This is a genomic window from Scytonema sp. PCC 10023 (assembly GCF_963920835.1).
GTDB lineage: Bacteria > Cyanobacteriota > Cyanobacteriia > Cyanobacteriales > Nostocaceae > Kalymmatonema.
Genome location: NZ_CAWUDP010000064.1, coordinates 47,701 through 67,083, shown reverse-complemented (window position 1 = coordinate 67,083; position 19,383 = coordinate 47,701). Strand labels below are relative to the sequence as shown.

The following is a 19,383-nucleotide window of genomic DNA, read 5'->3' as shown; positions in this document are numbered from 1 at the left end:
AATGACCAGCAATGAGTAGAGGTGAGCAGAGATTGAGTTACAGTTTCTTTCCCTGGCTCGCTCTTACCTGGGCAGATACTTTACATTCCAATACTCCCAACAAACACTAGCCCCATACCTGGTGAAGAATATGTTGTGCTACCAGGTGACCGAAACAATTCGCTCATTCGCTCATTCGCTCATTCGCTCATTAAGAAATAGATAATTTTGAATTAATTAATTGAGGGTACAAGCCCCTAATTTGAATTATGTAAAAAAAGAAACTGCGAAGCATCATTATCGTAAATTAAAGGGTCTAAGACCCCTACGTCTATACGTAGTACGCCAGATGTCTCAAGTCGGGAAACCCGCCCACGACACTGGCTCCTCAGTTACATAGGGGGTTTAAATCTCCCTATGTAACTGTCTTTCATTTTGAATGAGCGAATGAGCGAATGAGCGAATTGTTAATGTACGCCTTTGCATATAGGGAATAGATAGTAATTCGTTTGCTCAACGAGTATTTTCTTTCTCCATCTGGGCAAACATCTTTGCTTTAACCTTATTTTGGTTGACAAACTTGAGCTTAACTGTTAGCTTCACTTGCCTAAGAGCATGATTGTAGCTCACTCCTTGCTGCAAATGTTTAAGTTAAGTTTTGTTATACTAAGATAACTATCATTCCCATGCAAAAAGCAGGGAATTTCGCTAAGACATTATTGGTAAGGTTTTTTTCATGGCGGATCAATTAATTCGCGCCACAGCAGCTGAAGGCGGAATTCGTGCAGTTGGTGCAATTACCACACGTTTGACAGAAGAAGCACGACAACGTCATAAGCTTTCCTATGTGGCAACGGCCGCACTGGGTCGAACCATGACAGCAGGCTTGTTGATGGCTTCTAGTATGAAACGATCTGGGTCTAGAGTCAATATCCGGGTGAAAGGCGATGGACCTTTGGGTGGTATATTGATAGACGCAGGGTTAGATGGAACAGTACGCGGCTATGTAGAAAATCCAGATGTGGAACTGCCTCCGAATAGCAAAGGTAAGCTTGACGTTGGCGGTGCAGTTGGTAACGGTTTTCTTTACGTTGTCCGCGATGTTGGATACGGGTACCCATACTCCAGTACCGTAGAACTCGTTTCTGGTGAAATTGGGGACGACGTAGCTCACTACCTGATCACCTCGGAACAAACGCCTTCAGCTCTGGTTTTAGGAGTTTTTGTAGGAGCAACCGGGGTGACGGCTGCTGGAGGGCTACTGGTGCAAGTTCTACCGAAAGCTGCTAGAGACGAAGCCTTAGTAGAAACTCTGGAATCACGGGTAGCCGGATTATCAGGGTTTACACCTTTGTTGCAAGCAGGCAAATCATTGACAGACATCTTTCAAGACCTACTAGGAGATATGGGGCTTACTATATTTCCCGAAACCCAAATTCTACGCTACCACTGCGGTTGCTCGTTTGACCGCGTATTAGGAGCACTGAAAATGTTGGGTGAAGCAGAACTGCAAGACATGATTGTCAAAGATAATGGCGCTGAGGCAACTTGCCATTTTTGTGGTACAGTTTACCAGGCAAGTCGAGATGACTTGGCTCAACTTATTGTAGATTTACAAGCAGAGGCTTCAGCTCGAGTATAAAGTATAAAGAAAGACTTTAAAAAACAGAAATGCATGGTATAAGTGGAGGAAATATGATCCTGTAAAAAGTAACTTTTTCTTAACAGAAAAAGTTACTATGGCAAGGGCAAAAGTTTGGATCTATAACAGATCACTATTGTATTATTTTGGTGTGAGAAATGACAGAGCGGGACATACCAGAAAGTTGGTTACCAAGCGAAGCAAGAGAGCCAGATAATAATATGACTAGAGCATCCCGAAAGCAACAACTTAGTGGAACTCATGCGTCTGGTGTCGCAGCTACTGGTTCTACTTTCAAGTCGGTCGTGAAACGCTCCGAACAAAGTGATTCAGAAGAAATACCTGTAGAAAAGGATCCAAAAGAAACAGTTTCAATCAGTAAAGGTACTTGGCAATTGCCCAAATGGACCAAAAGCTGGGTATTGTGGACGTTATTGTTAGCGTTGGTTCCGGGCGCGATCGCCTTCATGGCAACAGGGATGTTACTCAAGCTGCCATCTGCGCCAAACTGTCCAGCAATTTTCTGGCCCTTAGCAAGTGCGTCGGTGCGGTTGCATTGCGCTCAACTAGCAGCTTCTAAGCAGACGGTGAAAGACCTGCTACAAGCGATCGCCCTGGTGAAGGAACTACCAAAAAATCACCCGCTTCGTGGAGAAATTGAGCGTTTGATAGAAGAGTGGTCACGCGATATTCTGCAACTAGCCGATCAGAGTTTCCAGGCTGGTCGGCTAGACGAAGCGATTGAAATTGCTCGCCAAGTTCCGAAAGAGGAATCTGCTTATCAATTAGCAGAAGAGCAAATTTCTAAATGGCAGTCCACATGGTCGAAAGCCGAAGACACCTATAAAGAAGCAGAAGATCAATTGCGCGAACAGAACTGGCACCAAGCATTTATGCTAGCCGCCAGATTGTTGCGTGTGAAGAATGAATATTGGACGACAACTAAGTACGAGCAATTGAACCGTCTGATTGTCAGTGCGCGAGAAGATGGTGAGAAGTTAACGAAAGCAAAAGGTCTCGGGTCCAATACAACAGTAAATAATCTCCTAAAAGCGATTGAACTGGCTGAATCGGTTCAGCAGGACAGTTACGTTTATCAAAAAGCTCAGGAAGTTCTTCCAGAATATGGACGCAAAATGCTGGAGTTGGCACAGGCAAAGCTGGATCGACGGGACGCAGACGAAGCGATCGCCATAGCCCAAAAAATTCCCCTCAGCACCAAGTTGCAGCCGGAAACACAAGGCTTTATTACCTTAGCTGAAGCGCAAAAGAATGCATGGTTAGGAACAACTGCCGGTTTAGAGGAGGCAATTGCCCGGGCTCAAGAAATAGATGCTTCAATACCAGTATATGAAAAAGCGCAAACACTGATTGCAGGCTGGCAACTAGAAATTCAAGATGTCGCCCATTTAGAGAAAGCAAGATCACTAGCAAGTCTTGGTTCAATTAACGATTACGCAGCAGCCATTGCTGAAGCACAACTCATTCCTGCTAACAACCCTCGCGGACAAGAAGCAAGAAAAGAAATAGCTAGCTGGGTTGCTCAAATACAGACCATCGAAGACCGTCCGTATTTAGATCGTGCTGAACAGGCAGCAATGCTTGAGGACGTGAACTCTCTGCAAACGGCGATCGCCGAGGCAAGTCAAATCCGGCGGGGTCGGGCATTGTATCGAGAAGCACGCACAAAAATTGCAAATTGGACAGGCAAGATTCAACGTATTGAAGACCAGCCCTACTTGGATCGGGCAAAAGACTTAGCCAACAGTGGCGATTTAGCCTCTGCTATTGCAACAGCTGGGCAAATTGCCTCAGGACGAGCACTTTCCGGTGAAGCGCAAGCCGCAATAGATGATTGGCAAGGGCAAATTCGTGCCAGAGAAAACTGGAAGAGAGCGCGGGAAGTCGCAGTCACGGGAACTCCAGAAGCTTTGGCAGAGGCAATTAGGATCGCAAATAGACTACCGGATGGTAGCCCCTTACGCGGTGATGCTAATATTGCTATTGACCAATGGAGTCAGCAATTGTTAGATATAGCCCGCGCTCAAGCAGAATCCGATATTCCCAGAGCTATTGACACAGCCAGGCTCGTTCCACGAGGAACTGCTGCTTATAGCGCCGCCAGAGAACAAATTAGATCATGGCGGGAATACCTCAATCCTCAGCCACAAGAATCTCCACAAGAATATCCACAAGAATATCCACAAGAATCTTATCCTGAGCAACCAACGACTCTCGAAGGGCAGTAATTCTTAATAGAACCGTATTGACATTTGGACAGACATACCACTGAGTAAGCCAACTACATACGCGGGCGCGAAATGTGCAGAATTTCTCCGATTGGGGAGAATCCTGCGCGTATGTAAATCCGCCCTTCTGCTTCATGAGCCGCCATTAGGAAAGCCACGGAAACGCCCACGTCGAAAGCTTCACGCACTAGCCGCGTTGTCAGCGCGCCTGCCACACCACGTCGCCGGAAGGGAACACGGACGCCGATACCCGCAATCTCTGTCATCCCACTATCCGGCACAGAACACACCCCAGCTCCCACGGGTTCGCCTGTCGCCGTGACGCGGGCAAGGACTGCAATCTGTCCGGCTGCCAGACTTGCCCGAAGTCGCGCGACAGCATCAGAACTTGGCGGGGGAGCGCCGTAAGCTTCATTTTGAACTGCGACGGTGGCAAGCAGTTCAGCGTCAGTGACTGGCACGACCAATTCGATATCTGGAGGTAAGGGCAGAATCTGCTCTGAACCAGGAATGCAGGTCATGAGTTCAAGACGCCCCTCAACGACGAAGCCAGCAGTTAGTAGCGCGCCCTCAACAGCTGGTGCGAGATGTGCAATGTATTCGAGGCGTGGTATCCGCGAACGTCGTTCATAGGCGGTAATCAGAGCAGCAACGTCAGCAGACGACGGTGTGGCGACATCGTCGGGAATAGCGTAGTTGAGGAAGGGGTTGTCATTGTGGTCGCTAAAGGTTGCGAGGAATGGGCCGATTCGCTCTGTGTTGCGTTGGCGGCTTGCCGCAAATCGCAGGTATGCCTGAATTTGAGAGTCCATATCATATCATGTTCGCTTAATTGCCCATAATAAAACTTATTTGTAGTAAGGACTTCAGTCCTAGCTTGATCACTAAAGAGGACTAAAGTCCTCACTACGAACTTCCTGCCGGTTACATAGCGCAACTCAATTGAATGAAGTAATTATTTATCTGTGTCCATCTGTGTCCATCTGTGGTTTAATATTTCTTTGGTGTACCTTACTCCGGGTTGCAAAGCGCTATATAACCGGACATGATATAACATCACCAATGGTATTTTGGGAAACACTGCCTGTAGAAGCCCCCTAACCCCACTTGTGAGGAGGGGAACTTTGGCGTTAGCCACTCATCGGGGTAGGGTTCTCAGCAACTGCGACTAATTAACGTCCCACCAATTTATCCCGCAGCTGCTTAATGCGATCGCGCAACTTCGCCGCCTCCTCAAACTCTAGTTTTTTGGCTGCTTCTTTCATTTGCGCTTCGAGTTGGCTAATCAACCCTGGAATCTCTTCTAAAGGAAATTCATCGATGTGTTGCTCAACTGTTTCTAACTCAGTTGCATTTAATCGCCGCGACACTTCTAAGAAAGACAAAATCGCATTACGTGATCTTCTCACAATCGGTTGCGGTGTAATTCCGTGCATCCGGTTGTAAGCCTCCTGAATATTGCGACGTCTCTCGGTTTCTTCCATAGCTTTAATCATGCTATCGGTGAGGGTATCAGCATACATAATTGCTTGTCCTCGCACATGACGCGCTGCTCTCCCAATTGTTTGAATCAGAGAACGTTCTGCACGCAAAAAGCCTTCTTTATCTGCATCCAAAATCGCCACCAGAGAAACCTCCGGTAAATCTAACCCTTCCCGCAGCAAGTTCACACCAACCAACACATCAAAGTTACCATCGCGCAAATCCTGCAAAATCTCAATTCGCTCAATCGAATTAATTTCGGAATGCAGATACCTCACCCGAATACCGTTGTCTTGCAGATAGTCAGTCAAATCTTCTGCCATGCGTTTGGTAAGTGTTGTAATCAGCACACGCTCTTTGCGGTCAACTCTGTCTTTAATTTCGCCTAACAAATCATCAATTTGCCCTTCTGTAGGACGGACAATGATTTCTGGATCAACCACTCCAGTTGGTCTAATGATTTGTTCCGCCACATGACCTTCTGAAACTTCGAGTTCCCAATCTCCTGGGGTGGCGGAAACAAAAATACACTGATTTACCTTTGTCCAAAATTCCTCCGCCTTGAGTGGACGGTTATCAGCGGCACTGGGAAGACGAAATCCATGCTCAATTAACACTTTTTTGCGTGCTTGGTCACCATTATACATCCCCCGTATCTGCGGTACACTCACGTGAGATTCGTCTATCACCAACAGCCAATCTTTGGGAAAATAATCAATTAAACACTCTGGTGGTTCGCCTGCAATGCGTCCTGCTAAATGGCGGGAATAGTTTTCCACACCGTTGCAATAACCCACCTCCCGCAACATTTCCAAGTCATAACGCGTCCGCTGGTCTATACGTTGCGCTTCGAGTAATTTCCCTGCTTCCTCTAATTGTGCTTTTCGCTCTTTGAGTTCTGCTGCGATATCATCACACGCTGCTTGTAGCCTTTCTTCAGGAGTGACAAAGTGACGCGCAGGGTAAATATTCAAAGCTTCTACACTCTTGATAATTTCACCTGTCACGGGGTCAACGTAGCGAATAGCGTCAATTTCATCACCAAAAAACTCCACGCGGATAATTCGGTCTTCATACGCTGGACCAATTTCCAACACATCACCCCGGACGCGAAAACGCCCCCGACCCAATTCTACATCGTTACGGCTATACTGAACTGATACCAATTCTTTCAGTATTTCCCGTTGGTTGACTTCCAGCCCGACTTGAAATGGAATGGCGGCTTTGAGGTATTCTGAGGGAATTCCCAAACCGTAGATACAACTAATAGATGCAACAACGATAACATCGCGGCGTTCAAACAGCGATCGCGTCGCCGAGTGTCGCAACATATCAATTTCATCATTAATCGAAGCTGTTTTTTCTATATATGTATCGGTGACAGGAATATATGCTTCCGGCTGGTAGTAATCGTAGTAGCTGACGAAATACTCAACTGCGTTATGAGGAAAGAATTCTCGCAACTCATTACACAGTTGTGCAGCGAGAGTTTTGTTATGAGCAAGGACGAGAGTGGGTTTCCCTACTTTTTCAATCACTGATGCTATGGTAAAAGTCTTCCCGGTTCCCGTGGCTCCCAGTAAAGTTTGATACCTATTGCCAGCGTTTATACTAGCAATCAGTTGAGCGATCGCTTGTGGCTGGTCGCCTGTTGGTTGAAAGGGAGCTTGAAGACCAAATTCTGTCATAAAATTTCACTGTCCAGTACCCTATCTTATGGTAGCGAATGCGATTGCTTCCTATGCTACACAGTTGCGAGTATCCTGCTCCCATTGCACCTGATCATGACCTGCAATTTTTATTTATTAAACTTTACAAAACTTTTCCATAAATGTTTATTTATGTATGAGTTTTGAAAAACATTATATCCATATAAGGTTTTTTAAAGCTAAACTTAAACATTAAGGAAAAATTTAACTTTTCCAGAATATTGTAAAATAAATTAACAATCCAAAAGTGAGAGGATATGAGCATGACTAGCTCTAGTAAAGCAGTGAGTCCTCGGCAAAAGCATTTGAAGCTCAAGGGAGAAAATACCGTGGAAAATAATCAGGGTAAAAGTTTGAATACAAATAACGTCGAGCAGAATGGTGAGAAGTCAAAAGAGGTAGAATTGCTAGGTAAACTGGAAGTAACTGATACACTAGCTATCTCTGGGATACGTCCAGTGACCTCCAGTCATTTGCAAGTTGTAGAGACAAAGAACATAATGGGTATACGCCCAATTGCTGCAAACACATTCCACACTGTTGGCAGTGTTAATATATCTGGAACTCGTCCAATTGGTTCAAGTGATCTGGTTATTTCTGAAACATACTCTGTCATGGGCAATCGCCCAGTCGCATCAAATAGTATAGACGATTCTGAAGCTTTGATGGGTTTTCTAGATTAGAGAAAAAATATTACATATAGTTTTATCAACCCAGTTTTTGCAAAAAAACTGGGTTTTTTATTAACAAATACAATGTGTTAGCACTTATCAGTAACCACCTGAGAATGAAAAGGATTGGCTGTTACGCTATCCAACATTTCTAAATAATTAAATAGCGGTCAATAAGTAGTTATTAGTTACTTATTCTCACTCTTTGAGTATAGGGAACTAATATATCTTGAGGTGGAAGGCTCTAGCAAAAATATTAAGCTAACTTGTAAGGGTGATAACAAAGAACTTCAAAGTTGATTCGCAACTTTGAGACAAAATTCATAAAATATTAGGAGGTCAAAATGAGCCTAGAAGATCGCGCAAAAGCAACTGCTAAAAACATTGAAGGTAAAGCTCAAGAAGCAGTAGGAAATATCACTGGCGACCCAGAAGATAAAGCAGAAGGTAAAGCAAAGCAAGCTGAAGGTGAAGTACGTCACGGTGTTGAAGACGTGAAAGATAACGTCAAGGAGAAGCTTGACTAGAATAGACCCTGGCTGCGGAAATTTTAGGTATCTGATAGAGGGGAACTCTAAAGAAATACCAGATTGTTAAAATTTGCAGCAATGTAAACGCGTATTGTAAAAGCGCGGGTTCAATGAAGTCCGCTTAAGCGGACTTCGCTTTTTAAGAAAGTACTTGAGATTAAGGGCAAATGAGAAAAGGATTAGAAGCCCTGGCTAATCTCTTGCATAAAACTTCAAACAATTTAAACTCAATTAACTTGAACAAACCTTCTATTGAAGTTGGTTTTAAAAATGATTTTTTGGAGGCAATAAAGATGAGTCTGCTTCAGCAGAGCCGTAAAATCTTGGCAGCATGTGTCTTGATTTTAGTCTTAACGTTAACTACCGCTTGTGGCGGTGGTACGTTAACACAAGCTGACCGCACAGTCAATCCCCCAGTCGTTGGTCGGGATGTCGCCTATGGACAATTAGAGCGAGGAGATAGCCCAGCAGCCCAAAGCTTTGGTGACTGGGTTGTGCAAGCATCCAAGGGATTAATTACAGATGCTTTTGTGCGTGACAACAATAAATTAGGCGTTGTCATTTCCTCGAAAGTTCCTCCTAGCGATGTCCGCGCCTTAGCAAAATCACTGGTAGAAGGTTTTCACAAGAACTTCCCCAATCAAGACTTAACAGTTTTGGTATATGCGCCAGACAAAAAACTGATTTTGACAACTCAGTATGATGTGCAAACAAAACAAGTTCAGTACAGCTAATCGCGCTCATTTGCATGAAAAGTTTGAGCGCAGTCAGTTGATTTAAGAATTTTGACGAGAAAAAGGAGATAAGTACAGTGAGTAGCAGCGACCAATATAGACGTCAAATCATGAATGATTTGGCTAAGGGAGATGTTGAATCCCTAGATGATACCACCGCCGCTTCAACAACACAGTACGACAATTTTGACGACTTTGCCCAGCGGTCAACACACGAAGAACGCCGTCAGTTGTTTGGTCGGTCTTTGCATCATGACAACATTCCAGCCAACCAAATGGAGCCAGAATTGCAAAAGGCGATCGCTCAAATTAAACCCAATGAGCGGGATGATGTCGCTCGTGCTTTCTTCAAGCACTTCAAGCAAAGAGGGCTAGATGATCGCCATCTAGAGCAACAACTTGGTCTTTCCACCCATGTTCCTGGTCGGATGAGCGCTGATGATGTCAGCAAACTTGCATCCTTCGCCTACCACAACCATCCCGACATTTTCCGTGAAGTGTTGGCAGAGCAACCAGGTATTATCAAGTTTCTCAGCAATCCTGTTGTAGCAGCAGTTTTAGGAGTTGCTGCAGCTAAATGGTTAGGTAGTCATCACAAGTAAGCGTTGATTGAGTGTTGGTTTCGTAGATTTGTTGGGTGGGCAAGTTGCCCACCTTTTCTATTAATAGCGGTTCTTGTTTAGATACAACACGCTTTGACCCTACCCCGGTTTTGTCTAACGCCAAAACTTCCCCTCCCCTTAACAAGGGGAGGGGATTAAGGGGAGCCAGCGCTGCAGGAGGGTTTCCCTCCGCAGGCGACTGGCGTGTGGGGTAAATCAACGTGGGATAAACAGTCTACGTACTTACCCCCAAATTCACAAAATTTTTACACAAGACTTTAAGTGATGAATTGTGTGTAAACCTTAGAAAATCTAACTTTTGGCAGTAGAAAATATATACTTATAAGATATGTAAATTTAAAGTTTGCGTTAAGACAAAATAAAAGTACTTGATTTTGTTTGTGTAAAGAGTAACACTCTTAACTATAGTTTCTTCAGAATCATTACTGAAAACACCGCTAGCACCTTAAAGCCGAGAATTCGTTAAGAACTGCTGTCATTTTATCTACAAGAGGTGCGACAGGTCGAACATTAGCCTGTTGTAGCGTTTTTTACGTGCAATGATTTTTGAGGTGTTAGCAAATCTCACTCCAGGGTAAATCTACCGCAACCTTTACCTATTTATAGGAGTGAGTTCAATGACTAGATTTCAGGTGAGAAAAAAGTTACGCAAAGCTTGCTCTAAAACAACATTGACTGGATTTTATGTCAGAAAAAAGATGCTGAAGGCTGGTACCGTAGCAACATTTGTTGCTGTGGGAGCAGGAACGCTTGGCACAGGACAGGCACAGGCAGTTACCATCGGAGCAGATGCTTTTGGCTACACAGCCACTGATGAGATACCGTTCACGTTCCAAGATATTTCTACAACAGGTACCGGCGTACTGGCAGGTCAGGACGACGCTTCGGCATCAGCGAACCTGGGTTTCGACTTCAACTTCTATGGCACGAACTATAATAGCGCGTCCTTCAGTACTAACGGACTGATATCGTTTGTAAGTTCCAATAATCAGTTTAGTAACCAAAACTTGACCACAGCTGTCTTTGGGGACAATCCAAGTATCGCCGTTCTGTGGGACGACTGGCAGTTTTTCTCATCAGGCACGGACGCGGTGTACTACCAGACGGTAGGTACAGCAGGCAACCGACAATTTATCACCCAATGGAACCTAGCAAGCGGATTTTTCAGTTCACCAAGCACCGTTTCCTTCCAGTCGGTGCTGTTTGAGGGTAGCAACGATATTGTGTTCTCTTACCAAGATCTTGACTCTGGTGATTTCAGATCCTTTGGCGGGAGTGCAACAGTGGGCATTCGTAATGTCAACGGGCAATCAAATGGTAGAAATCTACAGTGGTCTTTCAATTCACCAGTCATTAGGAACGGGGAGTCAATCTGCTTTAGTACTAGTAATTGTTCCTCTGCTGAACCTGTTCCCGAACCTCTCACTATATTAGGTTCATTAGCAGCCGGCGGCGTCGGTGCAGCTCTACGCCGCAAGTACAAGCAGCAACAAAAAGATACTGCAAAAGTGTAAGAAATTTCACATACAATTAGTTTGAGATGCTAGCGAATCTCACTCCAGGGTAAATCTGCCATCAACCTTTACCTGTATTTAGGAGTGAGTCCAATGACTAGATTTCAGATTAAAAGAAAGTTACGCAAAGCTTGCTCTAAAGCAAAATATGTTGCCGTCGGAGCATTTAGTATAAAGCATGGAAATGCCAGTCACGTGGCTTTCTCTAGCTTTGTCAAGCGTTCAACTATGAAAGTAAGCGCACTCAGTCTGATGGGTATAGCAGGTGTTGTTGTTGCTAGTCCATCTCAAGCCGCAGTTGTCAACGGTGGTTTTGAGACTGGAAAAGTTTAGGCATAAGCAGACATAATCTACATCCTGCAACCATCTCACCACCAACCAGGGGTTTATCACCCCTAGGCGATCGCTACAGCCATCATAATATGAAAGCTTCCCACCTTACTCTAAGCTCACAATTAAAATATCCCCAGTTCTGGCTATTAGCTATAGGCGCAGCCTACATTGCCATTCATTTAACTCTAATTTGGAAAGCGGACAATTCCAGCCTTTTAGGCATGAGTTTTCTATTTTGGGCGGCTATATCTTCTCTAGTTTGGGATAAGCGCCACAGTTTAAATTTAGAAAGCGATATTTTCTCCAGCTTTTTTGGTTTATCACTGATTACGCTTTTACTTATAAAGACTATATCCCTGACAAGTTTTGGTGGGTTCTTGTATATCTCACCAGGAATTTTTGCTTTTGGGCTGGCGCTGATGGCGTCTGGCTTTAAGGGCTTAAAGCAATACACAGGTGAATTGCTTGTCCTGTTTTTTATCACCGTACCCAAAGTATTACCCTCATCGCTAACTGATATATCTCCCTTAACTGCCAAGTTTGCAGGTTTCGCTCTTTGGTACACAGGTTTTCCAGTCGCTCAAAATGGAATTAAAATTAATCTTCCTACTGGAAGCGTAGAAGTTTATTCTGGCTGTTCAGGGATAGAACTTATCTTTCAAATGCTGGGCTTAGCACTACTTTTTCTCTTAATGTTTCCTCAGAATGGAAAGAAAAAAATTCTTGTACCGATAATAGCTGTTAGTTTGGGGTTTATTGTCAACGGGGCACGAGTTGCTTTAATGGCTATCTTGGTAGCACAACGACAGATGGCAGCATTTAACTACTGGCATGAAGGAGATGGTTCCCTATTATTTTCACTGATTGCTGTCTTACTTTTTGGATTATTTTGCTGGTTCTTACTTGGAAGGACTGAATTAAGAAATAAAGACGCTACGGAGTCATCAAAGTGATTTGGAAACAATTCCGCGTACCGCTTTTAGCACTGACTTTTAGTAGCGTCGTCTTGGCCTTGGGAAGTGTACTATTGCTTCCTACAAAAGACAAACGTGCAGTGACTCCGTTTGTGTTCCCTGAACGAGTTCCGTTATCACAGTGGCAACTCAGTATAAGTCCTCCTTTGACAAAGCCAACAAAACAGCATTCCGAACTCCTCGCTCAAAAGCATTATCGGTACATGAAAAATGACTTGTTTCTAGATATCGAAATGCGCTATTTGACCAATGGAGATGGTGAAAGGCTTTTTAGGGAATACACATCTATTTCGTCGTCTGCTAATGTGCGTCAGCGAGAAGGAGTAGGCTACTACGGTCTTGGAGTTGACAAGCAGCGAGCTTATCTAAGTGCCTGTATTAACTCACAAGGCGGCAGTACATTTACTCAAAAACAGTTTGACCAAAATCAGTATTTCTCTGATCTGCAACCTCAACGACTCCTGTCTTGGTTATTGGGTCAGGAAGGTTTCAAAGACAAGCGCTGTCTTTGGGCGCATTTATCAATTCCCTTAAAGAAATCTTCCCCTGAAGCAGCTTACCAAGTTTTAGAAAACGCTTGGTTTTCTTGGTATCAATGGTGGAAACCTCGCTTTCCTAAGTCCTAAAATATCATCATTTTTTCTCTAATATTCTATCAGTAAAATGACAAAATCAAGTGGCGATAAATTCAACCCTATAGTTCAAGAACTACAAGACTTTGCCTTCAGTCAGCAATCCTCCATGACAATAGTACGAGTGCTAGGCTACGGTCTATTGTTATTGGCATTGTTCGACATCATTGTGATGTTTATCCCGCCCAATTTTATGAACCCTGCTTGGGAGTTTCAAACAATTGGGGCGCTAGTTGAAAGGGTACCAGTACCTTTAATTGGGCTAGTCTTAGTATTTTTTGGAGAGCTACATTCACGAACAAAATGGGAAATTCCTATTTTAAAGGTTTTATCTTGGTTGACTTTAGTATTTGGAATATTGTTTTTTCTCCTGATACCTTTAGGACTGACTAACACCATTCGGTTAAATACTCAAAGTACAGCTCAAATTCAAACTGTATCTAGTCAACAAGCTTCTCAGGCTGAACAATTGGAACAGCAGGTGAGTAAAGCCTCACCTGAACAAATAAGTAAGTTTTTGAAGAGCCAAGGTCGCAAAATAGATGGCAAAAGCCCTGATGAATTAAAAAATCAACTTCTATCAGAAGTCTCACAAGCTAAGAAACAGATAAAAACTCAAGCAGAAGCAACTCAGTCCCTTCGAGGTCTAAGCTTGATTAAGACTTCTGCAAAATGGAATCTTGGTGCTTTAGTTGCAGGGACTTTGTTTATCTTGATTTGGAAGGGAACGCGTTGGGCGAGAAACTAACATAAGTATTGTGCTAATACATAAGCTAGGGGCACAGCATGCTGTGCCCCTACTCAGATCTTGCACCCAACAAGAGCCAGAGGCTCTAATATCTCGTTACCAGGTTGAACCTGGTAACGAGGGTTTGGAGCCTCTGACGACTCACTGTTGCAACTCTTGCAAGATCTCAGCCTACAAACTTTTATTGCATTCAACTGAAAACAGGTTTATTTACGCTGTTGCTAGTTGCGGAGTAGGACGCTTGCTGTTGCGAATACCCTCTATTGCTTCAGCATAATCCTTAGCCTTGAACACAGCTGAACCAGCAACGATCGCATTTGCTCCAGCTTCCAAAACCTGCCAGGTATTATTTGCCTTGAGTCCCCCATCCACTTCAATCCAAGGATCAAGACCGCGTTCATCGCATATTTGACGCAGCTTGCGGATTTTTGGCACGACTTCGGGGATAAAGCTTTGACCGCCAAAACCGGGGTTGACGCTCATAATCAACACCAAGTCACACAGCTCCAGGACATACTCAATCAGCTCTAGCGGGCTACCGGGGTTAAGTACCACTCCCGCTTTTTTACCAAGCTCTTTGATTTGCCCTAAGGTGCGATGCAGGTGGGGGGAAGCATTGTGTTCGGCATGAACATAAATGTGATCTGCCCCTGCTTTAGCAAAATCCTCTACGTACTTTTCTGGCTCTACAATCATCAAGTGGACGTCGAGAGGTTTTTGCGTCACTGGACGAATCGCCTCCACAACCAAAGGACCTATTGTAATATTAGGTACAAAACGACCGTCCATTACATCTACATGAATCCAATCTGCACCAGCCTGATCTACAGCACGCACTTCGTCTCCTAGACGACTAAAATCTGCTGATAGGATGGATGGAGCTATTACAATGGGCTTTTTTGATTGCGTTTGGGTCATGGCTCGTGGGTTCTAAGCGTCCTCGTCTGTAAGTATTTTAACAAAACTTGAGCTAGCGCTCATCTGTTAACTGAAACTATGCCGAACAAACAAACTTGGATAATTTGGGGATTCAGTGCTTGTTGCTTAGGTGCGCCGGTACTTGCTGCTGTAGAATCTCCTTTTGGAACCAACGGTATTGATGCTCTGAGACTACACCAACCTCCATATAATTTAATCGGTCGCAAGATTGCTATTGGTCAAGTAGAGATTGGACGTCCGGGTAAGTTCGGGTTGGATAAAGCAGTCTCTAAAAATCGCGCAGTCTCTTTAGCAGGAGCGTTCCTCCGCAATGCACCTGCTAAGTCAAATACGGGTGTTGACCCCCACGCCTACAATGTAGCTAGTATCATGGTCAGTACAGATAAAGGCTTTCGTGGAATTGCCCCAGGAGCAAGCCTGTATTCCTCTGCTGTGGGTGGTGGTAGAAGCTTAGGTCAACCACAGGAGTGTTTGTCCGCGCAACATATAGCGCTACAAAATGGGGGAGATGTCCGCGCGATTAACTTTAGCTTTGGTGAACCTTTAAACCGTGACCCACGACCAGACGCTCTTTTAGATGGTAACGCCTTACTCACTTTATGTATTGACTGGTCTACTCGTGTTCACAATAGTTTATATGTCATTGCAGGCAATCAAGGAAAGGGTGGCATTCCCATACCTACTGACAACTTTAATGGATTGAACGTGGCTTTTTCATCGCGTCGGGGAGGAATTTTTAATAAAGTAGACGTTTCTAATTTGGCTGCTGTGAGTGAACTAATGATGATGCGGCTTGCAGGAAAGGAAATTAATCTTGGTCCGCGTCGTGCGATTGGTCTAGTTGCTCCTGGAAATAACATTCCTTTGCTCAATCCAGATGGGAAAAACAACAAAGTCACAGGTACGAGTTTTGCATCGCCTCAGGTAACGGCTACAGTAGCCTTATTGCAGGAATTCGGTGACAGACAACTGCGGACAAAACAACCCAACTGGAGCATAGATTCTCGCAGACATGAAGTGATGAAAGCTGTACTGCTGAATTCCGCAGACAAAGTCCAAGATTATGGCGATGGTTTGCGTTTAGGAATGACGCGATCGCTGATTGATAAACAAAATAAAGACTGGTTCGCTTCTGATGCATACAAAGACCCAAAAATTCCCTTAGATGCCCAAATGGGAGCTGGTCATTTGAATGCGTTTCGTGCTTACCAACAATTTAGCGCTCTTCAATGGAATCCAGCGCAAACTGTACCAGCTATTGGCTGGGATTATCGCACAGTCAATGCAGAGGAATCTGTAGAATATGAGCTAGCAAAACCCTTAAAGCAGGGGAGTTTTGTTTCTATCTCCTTAGCTTGGGATAGATTAGTAGAACTCAATGACAAGAATAAAAATGGTCAGTTTGATGCAGGAGAAAATTTTCGCGATCGCGGCTTAAACAACCTCAACCTTTATCTAGTCAAAGCTGATGATAATGGAAATGCTAACGCTATATGTTCCTCAATCAGTCAAGTTGATAGTGTAGAACATATTTTCTGTCCCGTTCCTACGACTGGTAATTACAAAATCCGTGTTCAATTTCAAAAGCAGCTCAACCAAGCAACTCAACCCTATGCTTTAGCTTGGTGGACTGTACCCGTGAAGTAGGAGATGAGGGGGATGAGGGGGATGAGGGAGTGAGTGAGGGAGTGAGGGAGTGAGGGAGATGAGGGAGATGAGGGAGATGAGGGAGATGAGGGAGATGAGGGAGTGAGGGAGAATAATTAATTGACTAATGACTAATGACTAATGACTAATGACTAATGACTAATGACGATTAATACTTATTGACTAATCACCCTAATCACCTGTTACCCAAAGAAAATCAAAAACTGTACAATCACTGTTGCCAAAACTGTAACGGCTCAGAGATCATGTCACCTAAGATGCCATAGTCAAAACACAGACTCTGGCGATAATGGTGGTAACATGAAGCAGAAATTCAGCAATGCTCGGGAAAAGTTCCTGCAAAGACGTTACGGTGTTCGTTTGGGGAGACGTTACGTTTTGGCTGCTGCTAGCGTTGTGCTTATGGGTGTCATAGGATGCTCTCAAGTTAATACTAGCACGAGTGCGTTTGCCCAATCACGTCTACCTCGTTCAGAATCTCCCATATCAAAATCAGCATCAAATCCTGACAGCAAACTTATTGCTGCCAACACCAAATTTGGCTTTAAACTGTTTTCGGAAGTTTTAGAAAAAGACCCAAGCAATAACATTTTTGTTTCACCTTCTAGTGTAGCAATTGCCCTTGCCATGACTTACAACGGTGCGAGTGGCACTACAAAAGAAGCAATGACTAAAACGCTGGAGTTACAGGGGTTGAACTTGGAACAAATTAACTCCTCTTACGCGGCGCTGAAAAAATTACTTGAAAACCCAGACCCAAAAGTGCAACTGACAATTGCTAATTCGCTTTGGGCAAACAAAGACACCAACTTTAAAGCAGATTTCTTGCAAAGAAATAAAGATTTTTACACAGCTAAGGTTACAAATTTAAACTTTAGAGATGCAGCAGCGCCTGACATCATCAATAATTGGGTTAATGAGAATACACGCGGAAAAATTAACAAAATAGTTGAAAAAATCGAACCGGATCAAGTGTTATTTCTCATAAATGCTATCTATTTTAAAGGTAGCTGGACAAATGAATTCGACAAACAGCAAACAGCAGAATACCCATTTTACCTATCGTCAGGTAAGCAGAAACAACACCCAATGATGTCGCAATCAGATGACTATAGATACTATGACAATGAACAATTTCAGGCAGTCAGTTTACCTTATGGTCAAGATGGTAAGATTAGCTTTTATATTTTCTTACCGAAACAGAACTCTAGCCTAAAAAGCTTTTATCAAAACCTCAATGCAGAGAACTGGGAAAATTGGATGACTCAGTTCAGCAAACGCGAGGGATTTGTTCGCTTGCCTCGCTTTAAAATGGACTATGACGTGACGCTGAATAATGCTCTAACAGCTTTAGGTATGGGCGAAGCTTTCAGCGACAAAGCGAATTTTTCGCTCATGGGTAAAAATTTAAAAATGAGCGAGGTCAAGCATAAAACTTTTGTTGAGGTTAATGAAGAAGGTACAGAAGCTGCTGCTGCCACTTCCGTGACAATTGTACCACTGTCAGCTCAAGTACCAACACAAGAGCCATTCCGAATGATTGTTGACCGTCCTTTCTTCTGTGCGATTCGGGATAATCAGACAGGAAGCCTTTTGTTTATGGGTTCAATTGTGGAGCCACAGTCTTAGAAGGATTGACATCAGAACGGTTAGCTTGAACATTTGGAGGCGATGCTTCTCCAGCAACGGGTGCAGCTACCTCAACCGAATGAGCTTCTGAGCGCGTTAGATTATCAACAGCAGTGTTATCAGTTTGGGCGTTATAAGAAGATTCTCCACTGCCTTCAGAAACCACCTCCACGTTATGACTGGAAGCAGAAGGACGTAAAGCACTTAAAGCAGTCTTAATAACAACAGCGGTGGGTACCGCCACAATCACACCCAAAAGCCCACCAACTCTCGCGCCTGTCAAAACCGAGATGAGTGCCCAAACGGGGTTTAAACCCGTAAAATTCCCTAAAATGCGGGGACCAATAATGTTTTCTAGAATTTGCTGAACAATGACGGCGGCAATTAACATTCTTGCTCCCACCCAAACATCTTGCAACGCTACCAGTAAGGTCGTTGTGGCAATACCTACAGTTCCTCCATAGGGAACGAGAGCCATGATGCCAATAGTTAAGCCAAATAGCACACCAAATGGCACTTTCAGCCACAAAAAGGTGGTAATCAGGGCTGACGCCATACAGGTCGCTAAAATCAGTTGGGTGATGAAGAAATTTTGAAAGCTGAGGCGTATTGTTTGAGAAAAAGGCTCGCGGAATTTGCTCGGTAGCCAATCTACCAAACTCTGCCAAAGTTCATCCCCATGCTGTAAGAGAAAGAAAGTCAAGACCATTGTCAAAACAAAGTCCAGGAGGCTGGTGAATGTGACAACCGCCAGATTCAAAACTTGTCCGGCGATCGCCTGCAATTGTCCCTTGACACGGTCATTAATTTGTACTACTAAAGCATCAAGGTTAATCGGTAAGCCAAAGCTTTCTGCTTTCTCGTTGAGCAACATCAACTGCGATCGCCCAGAATCAATTAACTCTGGTATACGAGCCACCAGTTGCTGAGCTTGGGTCAGAGCTAACGGGAAGAGGGTGACACCCAACGCCAGTAAAATCGATAAAGCGAGCAAAAAGACTAAAATAGCAACTTGCTCTCGCTTGGCACCATGACGCACCATCCAACTTACAGGGTAGTTGAGCAGAAACGCTAGCACTGACGCTCCGACTAGAATGACAATTAGCGAGTGAAAGTAATGAAAAATTGCTGAAATCGCCCAACCGTTGAGCACTAGCAGTGGAGCGAACAGAGCGATCGCCAAAAATCGTGCTAGAGGTGTGAGTGTTTGCCACCAGTTTAAGAGCTTGCGTGTTTGCATCTGCCGATTGCGGGATACAACTAAATAAATTCTTTTCTATAGCTTATTATCTCTGACTATATGACTGTGATTCATCCCTCTTGTTTA

General features: G+C 44.0%; 17 protein-coding genes. 13 read left to right on the top strand and 4 right to left on the bottom strand.

Annotated features, from left to right (window positions below; all coding sequences use genetic code 11):
* Positions 1-715: 715 nt before the first annotated feature.
* Both hslO and ACM0OZ_RS31620 read left to right on the top strand, forming a co-directional pair.
* Complete coding sequence (hslO, locus tag ACM0OZ_RS31625; protein WP_414586786.1) at positions 716-1,621, top strand: Hsp33 family molecular chaperone HslO; 906 nt, start codon at positions 716-718, stop codon at positions 1,619-1,621.
* Positions 1,622-1,779: 158 nt separating this feature from the next.
* Complete coding sequence (locus ACM0OZ_RS31620; RefSeq protein WP_414586785.1) at positions 1,780-3,870, top strand: chromosome segregation ATPase; 2,091 nt, start codon at positions 1,780-1,782, stop codon at positions 3,868-3,870.
* Between the two features lie 53 nt (positions 3,871-3,923).
* Here the strand turns inward: ACM0OZ_RS31620 and ACM0OZ_RS31615 are convergent, their stop codons facing one another.
* Complete coding sequence (locus tag ACM0OZ_RS31615) at positions 3,924-4,682, bottom strand: GNAT family N-acetyltransferase (protein WP_414586784.1); 759 nt, start codon at positions 4,680-4,682, stop codon at positions 3,924-3,926.
* Between the two features lie 360 nt (positions 4,683-5,042).
* Positions 5,043-7,040, bottom strand: coding sequence for an excinuclease ABC subunit UvrB (gene uvrB / locus ACM0OZ_RS31610; RefSeq protein ID WP_414586783.1), 1,998 nt, complete (start codon positions 7,038-7,040; stop codon positions 5,043-5,045).
* A gap of 278 nt (positions 7,041-7,318) precedes the next feature.
* On the opposite strand from uvrB, the gene ACM0OZ_RS31605 reads away from it, so the two are divergent.
* The 9 genes from ACM0OZ_RS31605 to ACM0OZ_RS31565 all read left to right on the top strand — a co-directional run bounded on the left by ACM0OZ_RS31605 (position 7,319) and on the right by ACM0OZ_RS31565 (position 13,820).
* Positions 7,319-7,744, top strand: a complete 426-nt coding sequence (locus ACM0OZ_RS31605) for a hypothetical protein (RefSeq protein WP_414586782.1) — start codon at positions 7,319-7,321, stop codon at positions 7,742-7,744.
* Positions 7,745-8,076: 332 nt separating this feature from the next.
* Positions 8,077-8,259 (top strand): CsbD family protein, encoded by a 183-nt coding sequence (locus ACM0OZ_RS31600; RefSeq protein WP_414586781.1) that lies wholly within the window; start codon positions 8,077-8,079, stop codon positions 8,257-8,259.
* 296 nt (positions 8,260-8,555) lie between these two features.
* Positions 8,556-8,996, top strand: a complete 441-nt coding sequence (locus ACM0OZ_RS31595; protein WP_414586780.1) for a hypothetical protein — start codon at positions 8,556-8,558, stop codon at positions 8,994-8,996.
* A gap of 77 nt (positions 8,997-9,073) precedes the next feature.
* Positions 9,074-9,598 carry a hypothetical protein gene (locus ACM0OZ_RS31590; RefSeq protein WP_414586779.1) on the top strand — a complete coding sequence of 175 codons (525 nt, stop codon included), beginning with the start codon at positions 9,074-9,076 and terminating at the stop codon, positions 9,596-9,598.
* Between the two features lie 638 nt (positions 9,599-10,236).
* Entirely contained in the window at positions 10,237-11,133 is an 897-nt protein-coding gene (locus ACM0OZ_RS31585) for a PEP-CTERM sorting domain-containing protein (RefSeq protein ID WP_414586778.1), read from the top strand.
* Positions 11,134-11,226: 93 nt separating this feature from the next.
* On the top strand, positions 11,227-11,466 hold the full coding sequence (locus ACM0OZ_RS31580; protein WP_414586777.1) for a hypothetical protein: 240 nt from the start codon (positions 11,227-11,229) through the stop codon (positions 11,464-11,466).
* A gap of 89 nt (positions 11,467-11,555) precedes the next feature.
* Positions 11,556-12,419 carry a cyanoexosortase A gene (gene crtA, locus ACM0OZ_RS31575; protein WP_414586776.1) on the top strand — a complete coding sequence of 288 codons (864 nt, stop codon included), beginning with the start codon at positions 11,556-11,558 and terminating at the stop codon, positions 12,417-12,419.
* Positions 12,416-13,066 (top strand): cyanoexosortase A system-associated protein, encoded by a 651-nt coding sequence (locus ACM0OZ_RS31570; RefSeq protein WP_414586775.1) that lies wholly within the window; start codon positions 12,416-12,418, stop codon positions 13,064-13,066. The genes crtA and ACM0OZ_RS31570 overlap by 4 nt, the downstream gene beginning before the upstream one ends.
* Positions 13,067-13,103: 37 nt before the next feature.
* The gene (locus tag ACM0OZ_RS31565) at positions 13,104-13,820 is read left to right on the top strand and encodes an HpsJ family protein (protein WP_414586773.1); all 717 of its coding nucleotides are present in this window, start codon (positions 13,104-13,106) and stop codon (positions 13,818-13,820) included.
* 210 nt (positions 13,821-14,030) lie between these two features.
* Here ACM0OZ_RS31565 and rpe read toward each other — a convergent pair whose 3' ends face one another.
* Positions 14,031-14,738: a ribulose-phosphate 3-epimerase gene (gene rpe / locus ACM0OZ_RS31560; protein ID WP_414586772.1), complete on the bottom strand. Its 708-nt coding sequence runs from the start codon at positions 14,736-14,738 to the stop codon at positions 14,031-14,033.
* A 78-nt stretch (positions 14,739-14,816) separates the two neighbouring features.
* Between rpe and ACM0OZ_RS31555 the strand changes: the two genes are divergently transcribed.
* Together ACM0OZ_RS31555 and ACM0OZ_RS31550 are read left to right on the top strand one after the other, a co-directional pair.
* Entirely contained in the window at positions 14,817-16,406 is a 1,590-nt protein-coding gene (locus ACM0OZ_RS31555) for a S8 family serine peptidase (RefSeq protein WP_414586770.1), read from the top strand.
* Positions 16,407-16,727: 321 nt separating this feature from the next.
* Positions 16,728-18,056 (top strand): serpin family protein, encoded by a 1,329-nt coding sequence (locus tag ACM0OZ_RS31550; RefSeq protein WP_414586769.1) that lies wholly within the window; start codon positions 16,728-16,730, stop codon positions 18,054-18,056.
* On the opposite strand, the gene ACM0OZ_RS31545 is transcribed toward ACM0OZ_RS31550, so the two are convergent.
* Positions 18,025-19,296, bottom strand: a complete 1,272-nt coding sequence (locus ACM0OZ_RS31545; protein WP_414586768.1) for an AI-2E family transporter — start codon at positions 19,294-19,296, stop codon at positions 18,025-18,027. The two genes, ACM0OZ_RS31550 and ACM0OZ_RS31545, sit on opposite strands and share 32 nt — an antisense overlap.
* Between the last annotated feature and the right edge of the window lie 87 nt (positions 19,297-19,383).